The sequence below is a fragment of the Hymenobacter amundsenii genome (assembly GCF_002204745.1).
Taxonomy (GTDB): Bacteria; Bacteroidota; Bacteroidia; order Cytophagales; family Hymenobacteraceae; genus Hymenobacter; species Hymenobacter amundsenii.
In genome coordinates this window covers 116,152-135,582 of the sequence record NZ_NIRR01000004.1, presented here as the reverse complement: position 1 = coordinate 135,582, position 19,431 = coordinate 116,152, and the positions used below count along the sequence as shown (strand labels likewise).

Annotated in this window: 21 protein-coding genes; 5 read left to right on the top strand and 16 right to left on the bottom strand. The window is 61.3% G+C overall.

The window, feature by feature from the left end; all coding sequences use genetic code 11:
* The gene (locus CDA63_RS04710) at positions 1-1,176 is read left to right on the top strand and encodes a GNAT family N-acetyltransferase (protein WP_088463295.1); all 1,176 of its coding nucleotides are present in this window, start codon (positions 1-3) and stop codon (positions 1,174-1,176) included.
* A gap of 88 nt (positions 1,177-1,264) precedes the next feature.
* Here the strand turns inward: CDA63_RS04710 and coaE are convergent, their stop codons facing one another.
* The 8 genes from coaE to CDA63_RS04670 all read right to left on the bottom strand — a co-directional run bounded on the left by coaE (position 1,265) and on the right by CDA63_RS04670 (position 8,241).
* A complete protein-coding gene (gene coaE / locus CDA63_RS04705) occupies positions 1,265-1,876 on the bottom strand; it encodes a dephospho-CoA kinase (RefSeq protein WP_088463294.1) in 612 nt (203 codons plus the stop codon).
* Between the two features lie 74 nt (positions 1,877-1,950).
* Positions 1,951-2,913, bottom strand: a complete 963-nt coding sequence (locus tag CDA63_RS04700) for a YbbR-like domain-containing protein (protein ID WP_126546733.1) — start codon at positions 2,911-2,913, stop codon at positions 1,951-1,953.
* Positions 2,914-3,070: 157 nt separating this feature from the next.
* Positions 3,071-3,385, bottom strand: a complete 315-nt coding sequence (gene yajC / locus CDA63_RS04695) for a preprotein translocase subunit YajC (protein ID WP_088463292.1) — start codon at positions 3,383-3,385, stop codon at positions 3,071-3,073.
* A 101-nt stretch (positions 3,386-3,486) separates the two neighbouring features.
* Positions 3,487-4,011: a DUF1573 domain-containing protein gene (locus CDA63_RS04690; protein WP_088463291.1), complete on the bottom strand. Its 525-nt coding sequence runs from the start codon at positions 4,009-4,011 to the stop codon at positions 3,487-3,489.
* Between the two features lie 132 nt (positions 4,012-4,143).
* Entirely contained in the window at positions 4,144-5,154 is a 1,011-nt protein-coding gene (locus CDA63_RS04685) for an isocitrate/isopropylmalate dehydrogenase family protein (protein WP_088463290.1), read from the bottom strand.
* 193 nt (positions 5,155-5,347) lie between these two features.
* Complete coding sequence (locus CDA63_RS04680; protein ID WP_088463289.1) at positions 5,348-5,659, bottom strand: YtxH domain-containing protein; 312 nt, start codon at positions 5,657-5,659, stop codon at positions 5,348-5,350.
* 210 nt (positions 5,660-5,869) lie between these two features.
* Positions 5,870-7,054, bottom strand: coding sequence for a transcription antitermination factor NusB (nusB, locus tag CDA63_RS04675; protein WP_088463288.1), 1,185 nt, complete (start codon positions 7,052-7,054; stop codon positions 5,870-5,872).
* A gap of 98 nt (positions 7,055-7,152) precedes the next feature.
* A complete protein-coding gene (locus CDA63_RS04670; protein ID WP_088463287.1) occupies positions 7,153-8,241 on the bottom strand; it encodes a Glu/Leu/Phe/Val dehydrogenase dimerization domain-containing protein in 1,089 nt (362 codons plus the stop codon).
* 325 nt (positions 8,242-8,566) lie between these two features.
* On the opposite strand from CDA63_RS04670, the gene CDA63_RS04665 reads away from it, so the two are divergent.
* Complete coding sequence (locus CDA63_RS04665; RefSeq protein ID WP_088463286.1) at positions 8,567-10,351, top strand: ABC transporter ATP-binding protein; 1,785 nt, start codon at positions 8,567-8,569, stop codon at positions 10,349-10,351.
* Between the two features lie 19 nt (positions 10,352-10,370).
* Here the strand turns inward: CDA63_RS04665 and CDA63_RS04660 are convergent, their stop codons facing one another.
* The 6 genes from CDA63_RS04660 to CDA63_RS04640 all read right to left on the bottom strand — a co-directional run bounded on the left by CDA63_RS04660 (position 10,371) and on the right by CDA63_RS04640 (position 13,822).
* Positions 10,371-11,195: a DUF1206 domain-containing protein gene (locus CDA63_RS04660; protein WP_088463285.1), complete on the bottom strand. Its 825-nt coding sequence runs from the start codon at positions 11,193-11,195 to the stop codon at positions 10,371-10,373.
* Positions 11,196-11,269: 74 nt separating this feature from the next.
* On the bottom strand, positions 11,270-11,842 hold the full coding sequence (locus CDA63_RS04655; protein WP_126546732.1) for a DNA-binding protein: 573 nt from the start codon (positions 11,840-11,842) through the stop codon (positions 11,270-11,272).
* Positions 11,843-11,986: 144 nt separating this feature from the next.
* Positions 11,987-12,205, bottom strand: a complete 219-nt coding sequence (locus CDA63_RS04650) for a CsbD family protein (RefSeq protein WP_088463283.1) — start codon at positions 12,203-12,205, stop codon at positions 11,987-11,989.
* A gap of 78 nt (positions 12,206-12,283) precedes the next feature.
* Positions 12,284-12,838 carry a hypothetical protein gene (locus CDA63_RS04645; protein ID WP_088463282.1) on the bottom strand — a complete coding sequence of 185 codons (555 nt, stop codon included), beginning with the start codon at positions 12,836-12,838 and terminating at the stop codon, positions 12,284-12,286.
* Positions 12,838-12,996 carry a hypothetical protein gene (locus tag CDA63_RS20765; RefSeq protein ID WP_165768190.1) on the bottom strand — a complete coding sequence of 53 codons (159 nt, stop codon included), beginning with the start codon at positions 12,994-12,996 and terminating at the stop codon, positions 12,838-12,840. The genes CDA63_RS04645 and CDA63_RS20765 overlap by 1 nt, the downstream gene beginning before the upstream one ends.
* 79 nt (positions 12,997-13,075) lie before the next feature.
* Positions 13,076-13,822 (bottom strand): hypothetical protein, encoded by a 747-nt coding sequence (locus CDA63_RS04640; protein ID WP_088463281.1) that lies wholly within the window; start codon positions 13,820-13,822, stop codon positions 13,076-13,078.
* A gap of 195 nt (positions 13,823-14,017) precedes the next feature.
* On the opposite strand from CDA63_RS04640, the gene CDA63_RS04635 reads away from it, so the two are divergent.
* Entirely contained in the window at positions 14,018-15,556 is a 1,539-nt protein-coding gene (locus CDA63_RS04635) for a hypothetical protein (RefSeq protein ID WP_088463280.1), read from the top strand.
* Positions 15,557-15,685: 129 nt separating this feature from the next.
* On the opposite strand, the gene CDA63_RS04630 is transcribed toward CDA63_RS04635, so the two are convergent.
* Positions 15,686-16,048, bottom strand: coding sequence for a hypothetical protein (locus CDA63_RS04630; protein WP_199797491.1), 363 nt, complete (start codon positions 16,046-16,048; stop codon positions 15,686-15,688).
* A gap of 342 nt (positions 16,049-16,390) precedes the next feature.
* Here CDA63_RS04630 and CDA63_RS04625 point away from each other — a divergent pair, with 342 nt between their 5' ends.
* A complete protein-coding gene (locus CDA63_RS04625; RefSeq protein WP_126546731.1) occupies positions 16,391-16,792 on the top strand; it encodes a DUF6799 domain-containing protein in 402 nt (133 codons plus the stop codon).
* 14 nt (positions 16,793-16,806) lie between these two features.
* On the opposite strand, the gene CDA63_RS04620 is transcribed toward CDA63_RS04625, so the two are convergent.
* Entirely contained in the window at positions 16,807-18,834 is a 2,028-nt protein-coding gene (locus tag CDA63_RS04620) for a WG repeat-containing protein (RefSeq protein ID WP_126546730.1), read from the bottom strand.
* A 157-nt stretch (positions 18,835-18,991) separates the two neighbouring features.
* On the opposite strand from CDA63_RS04620, the gene CDA63_RS04615 reads away from it, so the two are divergent.
* On the top strand, positions 18,992-19,387 hold the full coding sequence (locus CDA63_RS04615; RefSeq protein ID WP_088463277.1) for a hypothetical protein: 396 nt from the start codon (positions 18,992-18,994) through the stop codon (positions 19,385-19,387).
* Positions 19,388-19,431 lie beyond the last annotated feature (44 nt).

Below are 19,431 nucleotides of genomic sequence, written 5' to 3'. Positions count from 1 at the left end.
ATGCCTCTGCTGCTCGAAGTTACTTCCCCCGCCCTCGTTCGCCAGTTTCTCGACCTGCCGGCCCGCCTTTACCAAAACCAGCCCCAGTGGATTTCGCCCCTCGACCCGGAAATTGAAGCCGTGTTCGACCCAGCCAAAAATCCGAATTTCGCCCACGGCGAGGCCATCCGCTGGGTGCTCACCGACGAGGCCGGCACGACTATCGGGCGGGTGGCAGCCTTCATCAACCACGAGGCACCCCAGTCTGACCCAACGCTGCGAGTGGGTGGCATGGGCTTTTTTGAGTGCGAAGACGACCAGACCGCTGCCAATATCCTGTTTGAGGCCTGCCACCAATGGCTGGCCTCCCGGGGCCTGGCCGCCATGGACGGCCCCATCAACTTTGGTGAGCGGGACCGGTTCTGGGGCCTGCTCACCGATGGCTTCACCGAGCCCAACTACGGCATGTTCTTCCACCAGCCTTACTACCAGCAGTTGTTCGAGCAGTATGGCTTCGAGATATATTTCCGCCAATACACCTGCTACCGTGAGGTAGCCGCGCCCCTGCACCAAGCGTTTTACAAGGCCTTCGACAAGTACGCCCAACAGTACCCCACGTTTCGGTTCGAGCACGCCCGCAAGCGCAATGCCGAGAAGCTAGCCCACGATTTCCACCACGTCTATAACCTGGCCTGGGCCAACCACAGCGGCATCAGCCCCATGAGCCTAGATAAGGCCCGCGACTTGGTGAAGCAGATGCAGCCGGTGCTCGATGAGCGCCTGCTCTGGTTTGCTTACCACCACGATGAGCCCGTAGCTTTCTTCGTGAGCTTACCCGAGCTAAACCAGCTTTTTAAGCACGTCAGCCCCCGTTTCGGACTGCTCAGCAAGCTGCGCTTTCTTTGGGAAAAGCGTAAATACCAGGCGCGGTCCGATAAAAAGATGTTCGGCGTCATCTTCGGCGTGGTACCCGCCTGGCAGGGCCAGGGCGTTGAGAGTGCCCTGATGGTGCACGCCCGCGCCGAATTCATGCGCGCCGGCTACCAGGATATCGAGATGAACTGGATTGGGGATTTCAACCCCCGGATGCTGGCCGTCACGCGCTCCATCGGGGCGCGCATTTTTAAAACCCACGTCACCTACCGGTATTTATTCGATCGGGAACGGGAGTTCGAACGCAGCCCGATTATTCGGTAAAAGAGAAAGTTATGCTGAGCGAAGGCGCAGCCGCAGTCGAAGAATCTCTACCCTGGCTACCCTGGCTTCGCTCAGCATGACCGTTTCTCTATCCTGCCTGCCCTGCCAGCTGCTTTAACTCCTCATCCAGCCGTAGCACCTGCGGGATGAGCAAGTGCTCGTCGTCGTTGCGCACCACGTAGTTGGCGCGGGCCAGCTTTTCTTCCTCGCTGAGCTGCTTGCCGATGATGGTGAGCACATCCTGGGCCGTGCGGTGGGGGTCGCGGCGTAGCACCCGGGCCTGGCGCAGGGGCTGGGGCGCGAATACGGTGATGATACGGTCGAGTTGGCGGTCGGCTCCCGACTCGTAGAGCAACGCGGCTTCCTTGAGCACGTAGGTGTGGCCCTCGGCCTGGCGGGCCGTGGCCCAGGCGGCGAAGTCGCGACCCACGTGCGGATGCACCAGGGCGTTAAGGCGAGCCAGCTGGGCAGAGTCGGAAAAGGCGACGCGGGCCAAATAGGCGCGGTCGAGGCAGCCGGCAGCATCGAAAGTTTCGGGGCCGAAGGCAGCCGTTAGTTCCTGCCGTAGCTGCGGGTCGTGAGCCATCATGGCCTTGGCCCGGCTGTCGGAATCGTAGAGCGGGACGCCCAGCACCCGAAACAGCCGCCCCACAATGCTCTTGCCCGAACCGATTCCGCCCGTAATTCCGATTTTAAGCATCTGATTAGTTTTTGGTGGGTGGTTTCTAGTAGGCTTCGCTCTGGATTAACGCCCAAAACGCAGCCCACCCAAACTCACTTGCTTCGCACGCGCACGCCCCGGGTCAGGACCAGGTAGCCGCGAACCTGGGGCGGTTTTTCGGATAGAAATGGCCGAATGATGGAGTCGGTGGGACTGAGGAACTGGCCGTAGTGGAGCTGCACCCGCACCTGCTCGGGACGAAAGCCCGCCGTGTCTTCGGGGAAGAACTGCAGGCGCACCCGGACGGTAGCCGGGGTAAGGTGAAACTGGCGGCCCGCAGGCGCGTCGAGCAGCTCGGGCACCACATCAACGGGCAGCGTTACTACGGGGCGGCGCACGAGGCGTACGCGCACGTCCTGCACGTTGGTACGCACCAGCTCGGGCCCACCGATGGGCACCTGGATGTCGCCGTCGGTGGAGCCAGCCGGGGCCTGGGGCAGGTGCACCGGGTAAGGATCGGGCAGGTTTTCCACCTTGCTGGCAGGCCCCCTGAATGTAACTTCGGCCGGCTCGAAGCGGGCCTCATAGGGCAGCGCCGCGCCATCGGTGGCCGGGCTCAGGGCCAGCGGCAGGCGGCGGCTCACCAGCCGGTCAAGGTCAACCCAGAGTGTATCGGCCAGCAGGTAGTTGAACTGCAACCCATCCATGGCTTGCTGCAAGGCGGGCCGCAACGCATTGACGGTGAGGTAGCGGGTGGCGGGGCCACGTAGCAGCAGCTCGGCGGGCTTCACATCGAAGGCCAGCTGGCGGCGCAGCAGCTTCCAGCCTCGGCCGGTTACGTTCAGGGCCACCTCCTGGGGCAGCGGCTGCACCGGCACAAACCGGGCGTCGTCGTAGCGGCAGGCCAGCGGATAGGTGATGCGGGTGGTGTAGGTTTTGTTGAGCGCGTTCAGAAGCCAGAACGTGCTGGCCACCAGAAAACACGCCGTCACGGCCCGCCAATAGCTCCGCTCCTGCCCGAAAAACGGGCTCATAAACCAGCGCAACACGCGCATACTGGGGCGAACGGACGACACGGCGACGGGGCTAAGAAACGAAAGGTGGCAGAGCGCGGAAAACGAATATTCCGGCCCCCGGTAGTTACCCGAAGCCGGAATATCCGGAAATGACAAGATACTACGCCCGGCGCACTCTGGCGAGCCCAGGCTGAGTTTCAGCAACCAACTGCCGTAGCTAAACGGCCGCTACTGTGCTTTTGCTGGCTATTTCGCGGGCAATGGCCGAGCGGTCGAAGCGCAGGCGTACGCCCTTATCCACTTCCACCGTTACCGACTCGTCACTCAGGTCCACGACTTTGCCATGCAGGCCGCCGATGGTTACCACATTAGAGCCTTTGGCCAGCGCAGCCCGGAATTTTTTGGCGTCGGCCGAGCGCTTCTGCTGGGGCCGGATCATGAAGAAGTACACTACGCCCGCCATGGCAACCAGAGGCAGGTATTGGTAGAGGCCGCCCGCGGCGGCAGCTTGCAACAGAAGAGAAGCGAACATGAGCGGAAAATCAGGAAAAATGAGTGGACCAGGGCGGCCCGAAAATCAGGCAGCCGGCGCGAAGTAGCTTCGCCCCGGCTGCCTGACTGAAAAACATGATGCTACTGGCGTACCGGGCCGTTCTGGCCGTCGGGCAGTACGTTGGCTTTGATGACCACTTTAGTGATGCTGGGCTGGGTGTTGGCCTGAATGGCTACCTCCTTGTTCTGCATCCCGGTTTTGCCGTGCGAGTCGAACTGCACGTCAATCATGCCTTTGGCGCCGGGCTGAATGGGCTCCTTGGTCCAGTTGGGCGTAGTGCAACCGCAGCTGGCGGTAGCGTTTTCGATGATAAGCGGCGACTTGCCGGTGTTGGTGAACTCGAAGGTGTGCTTCACGACCGAACCCGGCGCGATGTCGCCGAATTCATGGTCGGCCACGGCGAATGTCATCACCGGGGCGTTGGGGTTCGGCGCGGCCATTTCGTCGGTCACGTTGGGGTTATCGACGAGTGGAGCGGCGGTAGCGTTGGCATCGACGGCGGCGGCGTTCATGCCTTCGGTGCCTACTTCGCCCTTGTTGTTGTTGCAGGCGCCCAACAGCAGGGCCCCGGAAAGCAAAACGGCAGAAAACAGGGTGCTTTTCATAGATGGCTGTAAATCAGAAAGGAAATCTTGTGAAGCAATGCAAAAAGCAAAGGTAAGGAGTGCGGAGTTGCTGTTTACCGGCAGGGGTGCTAAAAGCGACTATCAGCGCACGGCCAGTACCCAAACACTTTCCTACTTCCCGAAGTTCGCGATGATGTTCTGGGCGAACTCGCTGGTCGAGGCTTGGCCGCCAAGGTCGCCGGTGCACTGGGCTTTGTTGCGCAGGGTCAGGTTGAGGGCTTTCTCGATCTTATCGGCCTGTGCGTGCTCCCCGATGTGGTGGAGCATCATCAGAGCCGAGCGGAGCAGGGCGGTGGGGTTGGCTTTGCCCTGGCCGGCAATATCGGGGGCCGAGCCGTGCACGGCCTCAAAAATGGCCATATCGTCGCCGATATTCGCCCCGGCTACCACACCCAGGCCGCCCACGAGGCCGGCGCAGAGGTCGGAGAGGATGTCGCCGAACAGGTTGGTGGTTACAATCACGTCGAATTGCTCTGGTTTAGTCACCAGCTGCATGCACATGTTGTCGATGATTTTCTCCTCGTACTGAATCTCGGGAAACTCGCGGGCGGCGTCCTGGGCCGCGTCGAGCATCACTTTGCCCGCCACTTTCAAGATATTGGCTTTGTGGGCCAGCGTCACCTTTTTGCGGCCATTCTTGGCGGCGTAGGCAAAGGCGGCGCGGCATATTTTGTGGGCTCCGGCCACCGTGTTACGGGCAATGGAGTCAGCAATACCGTTGTGTTCGTCAAAAATTTCGAGGCCGGCGTACAAGCCCTCGGTGTTCTCGCGGAACAGCACCAAATCAATGCCCGAATCGGCGTAGCGGGAGGCAATGCCCTCGGTGGTTTTGGCCGGCCGCACGTTTTGGTAGAGGTTGTACTTCTGGCGCAGCGTTACGTTGATGCTGCGGAAACCCTTGCCCACGGGCGTCGTGATGGGGCCTTTCAGGGCCACCCGGTTTTTCTCTAGCGACGTCAGCAAGGCCTGCGGAATCAGCTCGCCCGACTGGTCGAACGTGGTCTGGCCCGCGTTCTGCTCCTCCCACTGCACCGGCACCTCGGCGGCGGCAAAAATATCGGTTACTGCTTTCGTGATTTCGGGACCAATACCGTCGCCGGGAATGAGCGTGATGAGTTGCATCTGATTGATTTACTGGTTGATTGTTTTGCTAAAGAGTGGCCCCGACCGGTTAGGTGGGCCTGCCGCCGCGCCCAAAGGGCACAAACTTCCGGCAAAGGTACCGATACCCGGCGGTTGCTGAAAATGAAGATGTGCCGAAATGCCGATTGGTTTGATCAGCACTCCGGCACATCGGCGTTTTCGGCGCTTCAGCCTACAGCGTTTTGCGCGAATTAATCTGGTCAATCAGCTGGTCGACGTCGCCGAGCAGCTGTTCAGCCTTGCTTTTGGCATCCTGAATCACGCGCTGGCCCTCGCTCTTGGCCGAGCTAGGCCCTTGGTCGGAACGGCTCGTGACGAGGTTTTCGGTGAGTTCGGCCAGGGTTTCGCGGTACTTTTCGAGCTGATAGCTGAGCCAGCTGCGGGTTTCGCGGCCTTTTTCGGGGGCGAATAGAAATCCAACAACAACCCCGGTGAGGGCGCCGCCGGTGAAGCACAGAATACCAGTGGTGGTTTTGCTACCCATATTTCTGGTTATTAGAGTGAGTACAGGGTGGTAAGAACTAGGAAAGGAGACTATACAGGCTTACGCAGAAACGAGCCGTTAAGATACCCGGGGGTGCCAATGTGAACTAGCAAGGTGGTAAAAGGGCGTATTTGCTGTTCGAAGGCCCTGCTTGCGCTACTTGCGCAGCATGGCCCTTCGAACGTCAGACTCATCACCTTCCTACCTTACTTATTGGTTGTCGAGCAGGCCGCGGCCCGACTTCCGGATATCTCCACTGGCGGTTAAGTCCTGAGCCAGCTTGTCGAGAATACCGTTGACGAACTGCTTGCTCTTGGGCGTGCTGTAGAGCTTGCTGATTTCGATGTACTCGTTGATGGTCACTTTCACCGGGATGGCCCGGAACAGGTGCATTTCGCAGAGAGCCATTTTCAGCAGAATCTTGTCGGTGAGGGCCACGCGCTCCACATCCCAGTTCTGCGACGAGTCGGCAATGAGCTTCTCGTACTTGCCATCGTCGGCCAGCGTTTGCTGGTAGAGGCTTTCGGCAAACTCCTTGTCCTCGGTCCAGTTGGCCGAGAGCGACATGAGCACCAGCTCTTCGTCGGCGGCCTCATCGAGCATCTTCACCGTTTTCACCACCAGGTTTTTCACCACCGAGCGGTTCTCCTCCCAGTTCTGGTCGTCCTCCTCAATGTACTCGGGCAGGGCCGTGCCCTTGAACACGTACTCCTTGTAGAGGTGCTTGAGGATTTCCTGGTCTTCCTGGTAGTTGCCGGCCGGGGCCGCCAGGTAGCTCAGCAGCTCGGCATCCTGCTTCATCTCGGTGCGCCAAGCGGTGCGCAGCGCATCCAGCTCGGGCTGGCCGTGCCACTTCTGGTTGCGCCGGATGGTGAGGGCCTGAAGCTGCAGGTTGCCAATGAGCTTCTCAATGGCCTTGTTTTCTAGCAGCCGTGAAGCGTCGAGCAGCGGCTCTTTGGCCGCCGTGAGGCGGCGCGAGTCGCGCACACGTTCTTCCTCAATCACCTGGAGCAATGCTTCCGGGATGTTGAGCAGGTGCAGGTACTGGTCATGAATGCCCTCGGCCCCGCTCACCAGCTGGCCGGCGTAGTAGGTTTTATCCTTCGCTACAGCCGCCCGGTAGAACTTCATGGCGTCCTGCACGGCATCGTTCACCTCCGCGTCGTTGGTCGGTTCGGGGGTTTCGCCGGTCTTGTGCCAGTCTTTCAAAATTACCTCGGCCATCTTACGCTGGCCCTGAAGCAGCTTGCGGTCCTGCGGAACGGGCAGGTTCAGGTCGGGCGCGAAGGCATCCGCCACGCGGTCAAGAGCCAACGAAAAATCGGACCCGACGGCCTGATGATAGGCGTACAGGGCCTGCATGACCTTGATACGAAGCGTGCGACGGTTGAGCATGGGGTAGAGTTGTCAGTTGCCAGTTGCTGGCTGTCAGTTGTTGGGTTGTCTCTCACGAGAACAATCTGACAACTGACAACCAGCAATTAGCAACTCAATTAATAGGTTGATTTGACCTTGCCGATGGCGGCAATGCGCTCCTCGGCCTGGCGGGTGGCGGCAGCCTGGGGGTGGCTGCCCTCCTGCTCGGCTTTGTTGAGCACCTGGGTGGTAATGTCGTAGATTTTCTCGGTCTGGATGAGGGCCGCCTCGCGGTTGCCGCCCACTACTTCCGAGTACACGTTGATGAGGCCGCCGGCGTTGATGAGGAAGTCGGGGGCGTACACGATGCCGCGGCGCACGAGCTCGGGGCCGTGGATGTTTTCGTTGGCGAGCTGATTGTTGGCGCAGCCGGCCACCACCTGGCACTTGAGGCGCGGAATGGTGTCGTCGTTGAGCGTGGCGCCCAAAGCGCAGGGCGAATAGATGTCCACGTCCTGGTCGTAGATTTCGTTGAGGCCCACCATCTGGGCGCCGAAGCGGTTGGCCGCGTCGAGGGCCCGGTCTTCGTAGTAGTCACTCACGATAAGCTGGGCGCCTTCCTTCTGCAGATATTCCAGCAGGTAGGTACCCACATGGCCCATGCCCTGCACGGCAATACGCTTGCCGGCCAGCGAGTCGGAACCGAAGGCGCGCTTAGCGGCGGCTTTCATGCCCACGTAGGTGCCGTAGGCCGTTACCGGCGAGGGGTCGCCGCTGCCGCCCATGCTCTCGGGCAGGCCCGATACGTGCTTGGTTTCCATGCGGATGAACTCCATGTCGCGGGTCGTCATGTTCACGTCCTCGGCCGTGATGTACTTGCCGTTGAGGTTTTGCACGAAGCGGCCGAATTTGCGCAGCAGCGCCTCGGTTTTCATGCCCACATCACCAATGATGACGGCTTTGCCCCCGCCCAGGTTGAGGCCCGAAATGGCGGCCTTGTAGGTCATGCCGCGGCTCAGGCGCAGCACGTCGTTGAGGGCTTCGGCGTCGGAGGCGTAGTGCCACATGCGGGTGCCGCCTAGGGCCGGGCCCAGCACGGTGTTGTGGATGCCGATGATGGCGCGCAGGCCCGTTTCGTGGTCGTGGCAGAATACCACTTGCTCGTGCTGGTGCTCGGCAATCTGTCCGAAAAGGGAGGAGTCGGTTACTACTTGCGTTTCAACCATAACGTGGGGGGGATGGGTGGGAATTGGGTGGGAGGTAGGGTGGGTTGGTGTACCTTTGCGGCGGCCAATGGCCCGTAACCAACGCGCGGCTCTTAAACGACTGACAACGGCCTGCGGCTGTTTCTCCCTCGCTCAATGAACTCCGCTTCCCGGTTTCGGCCCTGGCGGCCCCCGCAACGCGGGTGCAAAAGTACGCCGATTTGCGGGAGTTTGGAAGTTAGGTACTTGGGAAGTCGGAAAGTGCCCGGCGCTTTCCCACCTGAAACCCTTTCTGCCCTTTTTAACTTTCTAACTTCCCGCCTTCCACCCTTCTCAATTTCCCCTCGTGGCCGCTCTTTCCGCTACCAATAAATACCTGCTCCGCTACAAGTGGCACTTCCTCGGGGGCGTGCTATTTGTGGGTCTGAGTACGCTGCTGGCCATTTTTCCGGCCCAGATCGTGCGCTACGCCTTCGATCTGGTGGGCGAGGGCATCGACCTTTACCACCTCTACGCCGGCACCCAGGCCCAGAGCCAGGTTTACGAGCTGTTCGGGCGCAACGTGCTGCTCTACGGGGCCCTGATTCTGCTCATGGCCCTGCTGCGGGGCATTTTCCTGTTCTTCATGCGCCAAACCCTCATCGTGATGAGCCGGCTGGTGGAAAACGACCAGAAAAACGAAATCTACCAGCATTACCAGAGCCTGCCACTGAGCTTCTACCGCCGCCACAGCACCGGCGATTTGATGTCGCGCATTTCCGAGGACGTGGGCCGGGTGCGGATGTACATCGGGCCGGCCATCATGTACTTTATGCAGCTGGTGCTGCTGTTCGTGCTCATCGTGCCGCTCATGCTGATGGTGAACGTGAAGCTGACGCTTTATACGCTGTTGCCGCTGCCAGTACTGAGCGTGAGTATTTTCTACGTCAACAACATCATCCAGCGCAAGTCCGACGAAATCCAACGCTCGTTGTCGGGCATGACGACCTTTGTGCAGGAGGCCTTTTCGGGTATTCGGGTCATCAAATCGTTCGTGCGCGAAGAGGACTCGCACCGGCAGTTCACGGAGGCTTCCAACGAGTACAAGGAAAAGTCGCTGAGTCTGAACTTCGTCAACTCGCTGTTTTTCCCCTTGATTCTGTTTCTGATTGGGTTGAGCACGATTATCACCGTCTGGATTGGCGGCCAGGAAGTTATCCGGGGCACCATCACGACGGGCAGCATTGCCGAGTTCCTGATTTACGTGAACCTGCTCACCTGGCCCGTTACGGCCCTGGGTTGGACTTCCTCGCTGGTGCAGCGGGCCGAGGCCTCCCAGGCCCGCATCAACGAGTTCATGGACCAGAAAACCGATATCGTGTCACGGCAGGATATTGAACTTGACATCAAGGGCGACATCGAGTTCAAACACGTCTCGTTCACGTATCCCGATACCGGCATTCAGGCCCTGCGCGACGTGTCGTTCCGCATTCGGCCGGGCCAGACGCTGGCTGTTATCGGCAACACCGGCTCGGGCAAAAGCACCGTAGCAGCCCTGCTCTCGCGCCTTTTCGATGTGAGCGAAGGCAGCATCAGCGTCGATGGCGTGGACGTGCGTGACCTCACTATTACATCGCTGCGCAGCCAGATCGGCTACGTACCCCAGGATGTGTTTCTGTTTTCCGACTCCATCCGCAACAACATCAACTTCGGCCTCGATGCCCCCAGTGAGGAGCGGATGCTGCAAGCCGCCCGCGACGCCAACGTCTACGACAACATCATCGACTTCCCGCAGGGCTTCGATACCAAGCTTGGCGAACGGGGCATCACGCTTTCGGGCGGCCAGAAGCAGCGCGTCAGCATCGCCCGCGCCTTGGTCAAGGAACCAAAAATCCTGATTCTCGATGATGCCTTGTCGGCTGTTGATACCGATACCGAAAACGCCATTCTAGGGGCTTTGCAGCGCATCATGCACAACCGCACCAGCCTCATCATCAGCCACCGCGTGAGTTCGGTGAAGCTGGCCGACGAAATCCTGGTGCTTGACGACGGCCAGATTGTGCAGCATGGCCCCCACGAAGTGCTCATGCGCGACGAGCAGGGCCTCTACCGCGCCCTCTACGAACGGCAGCTCCAGAGCGAGGAAGCGTAACGACAGCCAGAAGCGGCGGTCAGATCTTTAGGACCGGGTATTTAGCTTGCACTAGCATATAGATCCCATACGCCAATAGCCCCAGGGCCACTACGCCCAGTACTACCGGGCCCATGCTAGCCAGCAGGTCGAAAGCTTGGTCGGTGCTACCGGTAGCCTCGGCCCGCGACTGCAGGCCGGCCTGCACGAAGAAATAGCCCACGATACCCAGCACCACGCCGCGGGCGGTATAGCCTACCTGGCCCAACCGATACACTGTGTTCTGCTGGCCGGCCGGAATATCGCTGCCCTGCACGTTTTTGTGGAATTTGCCCGAATACGCCTGATAGAGTTGGTAGAGGCCCACACCAATGGTCGCTATTCCGGCCAGCATCACCAGCCATTCGCCCCCGGGCCAGCCAAGCACTTTGGCTGTGAGGGTTTCCTTGCCGTTGCCGCTGTCGGCCGAGCCGCTGAAGGCCAGCTGGCCGGCGTACCAGGCCAGGCTGGCGTACACGAGGCCGCTGGCGGCATAGCCGACGCGCCGCGCCAGGCCCTTCGCGTCGGAGCCCTTATTTTCGGTGTCGCTAAAAGCCTGCACCAGCCGCCACGCAATGTAGCCCAGCAGCCCGAACGCAATCAGGCCCAGCAATATCGAGCCGCCGGGCAGACTTTGCAGGCTCTGGACGGCTTGTTTCTTGTCGGCCGTCTGGCCCTCCTGCTGGCCAGTAGCGGCGAGCAGGGCCAAGGCACCCATCAGGGCGTACACGGTGCCCTTGGCAGCAAAGCCAAAGCGGGCCAGGGCCCGGATGCCGGCGGAAGGACTGGTGGGCATGGCGCCCTGCAGAGTATCGGAAACAGACATGGAAAGAGGGACGAGTAGTGACTGCCAGAACCCACTAACAGGTTGCCGGCCCCCCTTTTACGCCTACTACCTGCCTAAAGGTTGGTTCGCGACCCGCCCAGCAGGCTCAGGGGCTGATAAATGCGCGCCTGCGGGCTGTAGCGGGCTGCGTTGGAAGGCACGTCGAGCGTAAATACTGGCTTGTGGCAAGCTACGCGCGTTTCGAGCAGCCGTGCCAGATTACCGCCGGGTGTCATGTAGGGAATAAAGAAGGTATCGGCCATATCGGCCAGCAGCAGGTTACGGATATCGGCCGTTTCCTGGGTCACGGTTTTCACGTCTGGCTCGAAGGGCGAAACGAACAGCAAGTGGCCCGCATCCAGGTCAGCCTCGTAATCGAAGCGCATTCCGGGCTGAATACCCCGCCCCAGGGCATAAATAATGGGCTGATGAACATCCTGACGCAAAAACCGCAGAATGGTCTGCTCCAGTTGCGAATGAAAGCCCGAGGCGATGCAGTGGCCCAACTGACGCTGCTCCATAGCCCACAACAGAATGGAATGCTCAATACCAGGAGGATACTCACGGGAGCACAGCATCACCGTTTTGGGCAGTGCTATCAGGGACTTATTACCCAGCGTCCTAACCTCCTCCAGTTGCGTTATCATGGCCACTAATATAAATAATCATATACTTAATTTGTTTTAAAATACATCAACTGTGTCGTCACTATTTTTCGGCCTCCGCTATACGTCAACCGCCCGCTGCCGAAATGGCAGCGGGCGGTTGGGTTACTGTATGCGTAAAAGCAACTAGAAAGTGCGCTTGAACCAGCTTTTGATGTCGTCCATTGTCTCGCCGGTTTTCTCCTGCAAGTTGCCGAACCACTCATCCTGCTTGCCTTCCTCGTAGTCGAGGTCGTTGTCGGTGAGGTTGCCCCACTTCTGCTTGGTCTGGCCTTTGATTTCGTTCCAGTTGCCGCGGGCGCGGAGTTCGGTGCTGTCGTCGATGCCGTTGTTATTAGCGTCCATGATAAGGGAAAGTTAAGGTGGAAAGTAGCCCTTGTACGCACTGTTGAGTTGGAAGGTTGAGTGGGCCGCATCAACTCCCTACAAGCTATTGACAACCGCAATAAATATGATAACCCCGATGGTTGCCAATGCTCCTAAGCCCACGCCAAAACCGGCCGCGGCCTTGCCCAGTTTGCGGTTCTGGGCCTGCTGGCGGTACCCTTTGTAGTAAGCCGGGTCGTTGAGCAGGGTTGTTTCGGGGGCGTTCAGATTAGAGCGGCTCGGTGGCGTAAGCGCAATAGCCCCGCCCACTACGGGACCACCATAGCCGCCAGTAGCCACCGTGCCGGCAAATGTGCCCCAGAACACCCCTTTCGCGGGTTGGTAGTATCGGCGGCTGTCCTGGCGCCCCCGCTCGTAGCGCTGTTCGGTGCTCAGGCCCAGCAAGGGCGAAGCTGCCTCTGACGCCGCTGCGGCCGGCCGGAACACATCTTTGGTACCGTTGACGTAGCGAATCAGAAACACCTGTGCGGTGGCTAATTGCAGGGTATCGGGCGCGGTACCAGCCGGGCCGGGGCTGGCGGCCAGGTAGCGGATGTAGCCGGGCAGGATAGCCAGCACCCGGCCGGGCAGCTCGTCGCCGTTGGTAAGCACTATAACATCGGTAGCCGGCGGGGCTGCTCCGGTCGCGCGCCAACCGTTGGCCGGGCCGCCGAATCGGCGGCCGGAGCGCCCTGCTGGGCCCGGCCCAGGCTGGCCACCAGCAGTAGCCCCAGCAATAAGGAAAAAGCAGTCAGCAAACGCATCGTCATCTTCTTTAGAAAGTCAGTGAAACCCGTCCGCCCGGCAGTAGCAGCAGAGCAAAGCAGGCATGTAGCGGCAGCAGGGCGGCTACCGGCGGCGGTAGTTGAAGCCCACCAGCAGGCTATAACGCAGCCCGCCATTGCCGGGCACCACCGCCAAGTTAACCGGGAAATTCACTTCCTCTATCTTGAATGAGGTGCCGATTGCCAGGGCAATGTTGGCGCTAACGGGCGTAACGTTGGGCCCCACGCCAAACTCGAAGCCCTTGGGGCCGCGGATGCCTACCAGCGCGTTCAGGCTCGGGATGAACTTGCCCTGCTCCAGTCCCGCAATGAGCGGCACGAACTCGAACAGGCCCGATAGACCCGAGGAGAGGCGGAAAATGCGGGTTTCAAACTGCCAGCCAAACTGGGTCAGAAACGGATTCACCTGGTAATCGCGCTTGGCTTTATCGGCCACCCGGCCCGTGAGCACCGTGACACCTATTCGCGGACCACTCAGGCCCACGGTCGGATCGGCGAACGGCTCGTCGCCGGGCACGGCGGGCCCAACGTACGAGGGGACGGCCACTCCCGGGGCGGCCGGTATGGGCCCCACTCCGAACACTTCTTTGGTGCCGTTGGCGTAGCGAATCATGAAAACATCCGCCTTGCGCACCGTAATCAGCGGGCCATCGAGGTTGTCGGTGCGGCGATACATGATGTTGGCGGGCGTTATCTCCACCACTTTTACGTTGATTTCTTCCCCGGTTTGCCGGGTTAGCAGGTCCTGGGCCCGCAGAGCAGCGGCCGGAGCCAGCAGTAAAAACAGGAAGGCGAGTAAGCGAGGCAGCATGGGATGGGGAATAGAGAGTGGTAATTTTTAGGAAATGTACTCCTTACCTCGCCCCAATGCTAACGATAAGATGCTATATTCAGACTTAATAAAACGGCCTCATCATGCTTTAAATGATTGAATTTAAATAAATTACGCACAATAAATCGGGCTTTATAGCAATCATCGGCTACCGGCCGCCCACTTCTCCTATCCATGGATGATTTAAGAACTACCCTGCTCACTTTCCCGCCCGACGACCGCAAGGAGTTTCGGCAGTTTATTCAGCGGCAGCGGCGCAAGCAGAAGGGCCGCATGGACCTGCGCCTCTACGACCTGTTGCTGCAGGTCCGCGAACGTTCTACCGACGAGCTGCTGGCTCAGCTTTACCCGGCCGAACCCAACGCCGTGGCCTACTACGCGTTGCGCAAGCGCCTGATGCGCCACCTCATGGATTTCCTGCTCCTGCGCCAGCACCAGCAAGACCCCACGGCGGCGGCTTCGGTGCGGGGGCTGCTCACGCTGGCCCACTACTTGTTCGAGGCGGGGGTGGGCCGCCTGGCCTGGAGCACGCTGCGCAAGGCCGAGAAGCTGGCCCGCACCAACGAGCAGTACGAGCTGCTCAATGCCGTGTACAACCTCCAGATTGCCCGTGCCTACAGCCCCCACGCCGACGAGCTGACCGATATTGTACGCCGCCGCCACCTCAATAAAAAAGATGCCGACGAGGAGGAGCGGGCTAATATTGCCGACAGCATCATTCGCCAGCGCCTGCGCCAGGCCCGCGTGCAGGGCCGGGCCGGCGAGTCGTTTGATGAGATTCTGGATCAGGTACTGCGCGAATACGATTTGCAGGAGGCCTTTGCCCGCCGGCCCACGCTACTATTTCGGCTCATGTCGATTGCCCGGGCGGCCATGCTCGTGCGCCGCGACTACTCCTCCTTCGCGCCCTTCGTGATGCGCTGCTACCACCTGATGGAGAAGCGCCACGGCTTCGCCACGGCCCACCGTGAGGCCCAACTCGGGCTACTGTTCATGATTGCCCACGCCCTGTACCGCACCCGCCGCTTCGCCGAGTCGGTGACGTATCTGGAGCGGTTGCGGCAGGTGCTGGAGGCGGGTCCGCGCCTGCACCGGGACGCCATGTGGCCCCGTTACAACTTCCTGCTGGCCGCCAACTATGCCTTTCTGCGCCGCAACGCCGAGGGCATCGGGCTGCTCGAACAGGTGCTCCAGCTCAGCCTGGCACCCCGCGAAGAGCTCACGGCCCGGCTCGGGCTGGGCTTCCATTACTTTGCCGAGGGCCAATTCCAGAAGGCCAACCAAGTGCTCCAGGCCATTGGGCGCACCGACCACTTCTGCGAGCAGGAAATGGGCGTGGAATGGGTTATCAACCGCAACATGGGCGAGATGCTGATTCAGTTCGAGCTGGGCAACCCCGACTTGGCCTTCAACCGGCTGCGGGCCATCGAGCGGCTGGTGAAGGAGCGATTTGGGGCCGATGGGGGTGGCTATGCAGCCGTGCTCTGCTACCTGCAACTGGTGGGCGAGGTGTTCGACGACCCCGCCGCCGCCCGCACCCCCGATTTTGCCGCGCGCATGCTCCAGATTCCGGCCTTCGTGCCCCAGGAGCAGGAGGATTTGCAGGCGCTAAGCTTCTTTAGCTGGCTCCGGTCGCGGGTGCAAAGCCGCCCCTACTACACCGTGCTGGTGGAGCTGGCCACCACTCCCGATCTGGCCCCCACCCCGGCCTGACGAGCGGCGTGACCCGTTGGCTGCCACGCGAAGAGGCCCGAGCTACTGCAATAGCTCGGGCCTCTTCGCGTGAAATAAAATTTACTGGGCCGTTGACTGATGAGCAGCCAGTTGGCCAGCAAAATTCAGTTAGTTGTTGCGGGTGGCGGCGTTCATTTCGGCTTTGGCGTCGCCGGCGGCGGCATCCACTTTGTTGGCAGCTTTGTTGGTGGCCATTTTGGTTTCGGCAGCAGCTTTGTCGGCGGCAGCTTCGGTATTGGCGGCGGCGGCATCGGCCGTCTTCTCGATGGCCTGGCCGGTGTTTTCCAAGGCGTCGTCGGTGGCGTTGGCAGCGTTGTTGGCTTCGGCAGCAGCAGCATCACCAGCGTTTTCGGCAGCGGCTTCGGTGTTGGCAGCGGCGGCTTCGGCGTTCTGCTGGCCTTCCTGGGTGCAGGAAGTAGCGGTGAAAGCAACGGCGGTAGCAACGAACAGGGTTTTGAGCAAGGTTTTCATCACAAGGGAAGTCAAAAGTGAATAGAAGGTTGCCAACAGCGGATTGGATGAGCGTTAATAAGCGCCACAGTTAAAAGGTAACCCATTGGTGTAGCAGCACTTTCGCGCACGGCCCTTACCCGGCTCCTAGTGTGCTCGGAGCCGCCACCGCTACAAAAACATGATAGCATTATCCGTCCTTTGCAGTTACACTTAGTTGGGTAGCGCGGGGAATTAACCAACTGGCGTCGAGTGCAGGGTATGCGCTTGGGCACCGGCTGGCTGGCCCTTTTCAACCCCGGCCAACCGGCACCGTATGGAAAACCCGCCTCCAACGGCCCCACATCGCTCCATTACCAACCTATGCGCGTTTACCTGCTCTTGTTCGTCTGCTTTCTACTGACTCATTTGGCTTCGGCCCAGGCCAACGACGGTTTCCAGCGACGCGACGGCACCATGTTTCTGGTGCGCAATGGTGAAGTAAGGCCCATGCCCCACGACGTGCAGTTGCCCAATGGCCGCCGCGTTACCCGCGACGGCTGGGTAGTAGAGCGTGATGGCCGCCGCACCGAACTGCGCGATGGGCAGGGCTGCACCATGCTTGGCGAGGCAGCCCGGGCCGAACCAGACAGCCGCGGCCGCCTGCTGCTGCACGACGCGGGAAGCACCACCACGCAGGTCGGGCAGCCACGCACCGGCATCGAGTTTTGGATGGGCAAAAAGGGCAGAGGAAAGGGCAAACACAAGCGCAAGCACAACGACTAGCGCCGGCCGGGCCGCTACTCTTTCACCTCCTGCGCTTGCCGGTCGATGAAGAATGTGCGCCCTTGCTGGCTGACCCGCGCCCGCCCCTGGTCATCGAAGTCGGTGGCGCTGGCATAACGGCCGAAGGGGGCGCTGCCGGCGGTGGTATCGGCCAGGTAGTCGGGGCCAATGAAAGTGAAGTAGCCACCCGTTTTCACGCGGGCCAGCTTCTGGTCGAAGGAGTAAGCCTCCTGAAAGATAACGGGCGCGGTGGGCTCCTCGCTCCCTTGGATGTAGTGCCAGCCCCGGGCGGTGAGCACCGCCGCGTGGCCCTCCGAAAAATTGCGGGCCGCGTAATAAAACGCACTGAATTCCTCGCCATCCTCACCCAGAAACGTGTAGAGCCCTCCGGCCCGGGCGCGGGCGTAGCCATCGGCGTAGGGGTACAGGGCGTCGTAGGCGGGCTTGATGACTTCCGTACCGTCGGCGGCCACGAACCCGAATACGCCCGCCTGCTCCACTACTGCCCGCCCGGCCTGAAACTCGCCGATGTGGGCGTAGCGGGCGGGAGCAAGCGTGTCACCATTGGGCCTCAGCAACCCGTACTGCCCATTCTGTTCGAACAGCAGCGGCTCTTCGGGGCCGCACCGAGTTACGCCCAGTGCCAGCCCCAATACCAGGGCGACCCCACCGGCCAGCACCGCGTAGCGGCGGCGGGGTGGCAGGGCCGCCAGGCGCCCGCCAATGGCATTTCGTGCCTCCTCCGCCAGCCGCCGGCCAACCACCTGCGCCCGAGCCCAGTGGCTGGGCCGCCCCTTCGGCCAGCCGGCCAGCCGGCCAGCGGGGGGTGGTAAAGCGGGGGCCGGTTGAGCGACTCCCACAGGTCTGGGGGCTGGTGATGCAGGCGGTAGCACCGGGGCGGCCGGGGCAGCATCGGTGGCCCCAGACGGGGCGGTAGCCAGCTGCGTGATGAGCTGTTCGAGCTGCCGGATTTTTTGGCCTAGTTCCTGGTTGCGGGCTTCCAAGTCGGTGCGGTGGCGGCCGATGGCGGCCTCCAGCGCCTGTTTCTCCTGCTGCTCGGCGCTCAGGCGGGCGGCCAGGTCGGGGGCTTCGGGCGCGACGGGAGCCGCCTTCAGCTGCTGCTGTAACTCGGCCATACGCTGCTCGCGGTCTGTTTCGCGCGCTTCGAGGGCGGTCAGCTGTTGCTGCATCTGCTGCTGAAGCTGCTGGCGCAGGTTTTCCAGTGCCTGTTTCTCCTGGTAGTGCGTATCGAGGTCGATTTCGTAGCCCGTGGAAGTACGGTCGAGTTCGGCCATATCTTCGGCCCCCAGCCACCGCCATAGCTGCCCGGCCCGCCAGCGCAGCTGTTCCCCGGCACCGGCCGGTTCGGCTTCCGAGGCCACAGGGGCCATTTCTGGAGCAGCCGCCGCAGCTAGGGTTGGCGCGGCGGCTGGGCCCACGAGTCCTTCTACCCCCATCAGGAGCGCTGCCACCTGCTCGAAGTCGGTAGGGGTCAGGTCGATTTCGGGCGAAGCCAGCTGCGACAGGCGCCGCGTGAACCGGCTGGGGTCGGGGAGAAGATGAAAGGTGGAAGCGGCCGGCACGGCGCCCATCCGGGCCTCTACCCCGGCCCCGAACTGCACGGGGGCACTGAACAGCACCAGCCCGGTAATAAATTGCAGGTTGGCCACCTCGGCCGGCAGATGGGGCGCCAACGCGGCGGCCAGGGCGGTCCGCTGCCGCTCGAAACGGGCAAAGGGGTTGTCGGCCTCGTCGGCTTCGGGGGTGGGCAGCTCTAGCAGCGCACCATCGAGGTACCAGGGCCCAACTCGCAGATCGGGTATTTCCAGCTCGCCGCCGGCGGGCAGCAGCTGCACGATGGTGAGGCTGCGGGGGCGCACTAGCAGGGCATCGAGGGGGGCTTCGCCGGCCGGCAGGGGCACCTGGCCCAGCAACAGGCTGGGGGGGGCACCGGCTTCGGCGGCCAGCGCGGCGGCTACGGCCTCAAACTGCTGCTGACGGATGGGGGAGGAAAACGGGGCGGGTTGGTACTGGTGCAGCATGAACAGGCGGCGTGGCCGCAACTTTCCGACCCATACAGGCCGGCACAAAGGTAGCGTACGCACGCCACCGCCGCCCGGATACGCCAACTTTTCCGGCCGCAGGCAAGTATAGCCGGGTAGTCTTTCTTTGTAAATACCCCCGCCTGACCTCTATCCTATGGATTCTACTGCCCCCACTCCCCAGCACCAGCCTACGCCCACCGTACCGCTCACGGTTACCGACCAGCAGAATTCGGCCCTGCTCACCGATACGCTCACGCTACTCAGCGCCGAGTCGCCCGACCAGGGGCAGGCGCTGGCCGAAATCGACCGTTGGGCCGAGGTGCTGAAAGCTTCGGAACGCCCGGGCCTGGCCAAGGTTATTCAGGAGCTGAACCTGGTGCGCGAACAGCTAACGGCTTCCGACACCCAGACCCACGACCTAGCCGAAACCATTGCCTCGTTGGGGAACGAAACCACCAAAATTGCGGAAGAAACCTCGGGTGGTTACGCGGCCCCACTGGCCCAACTGGGCAAGCGGCTCACAAAGCTGGGCTCCCTGCTTTCGCGTTAGCACCGTTCGGTTTTCGGGGTTCGTTTCCCGTTATTTGTGGCCCG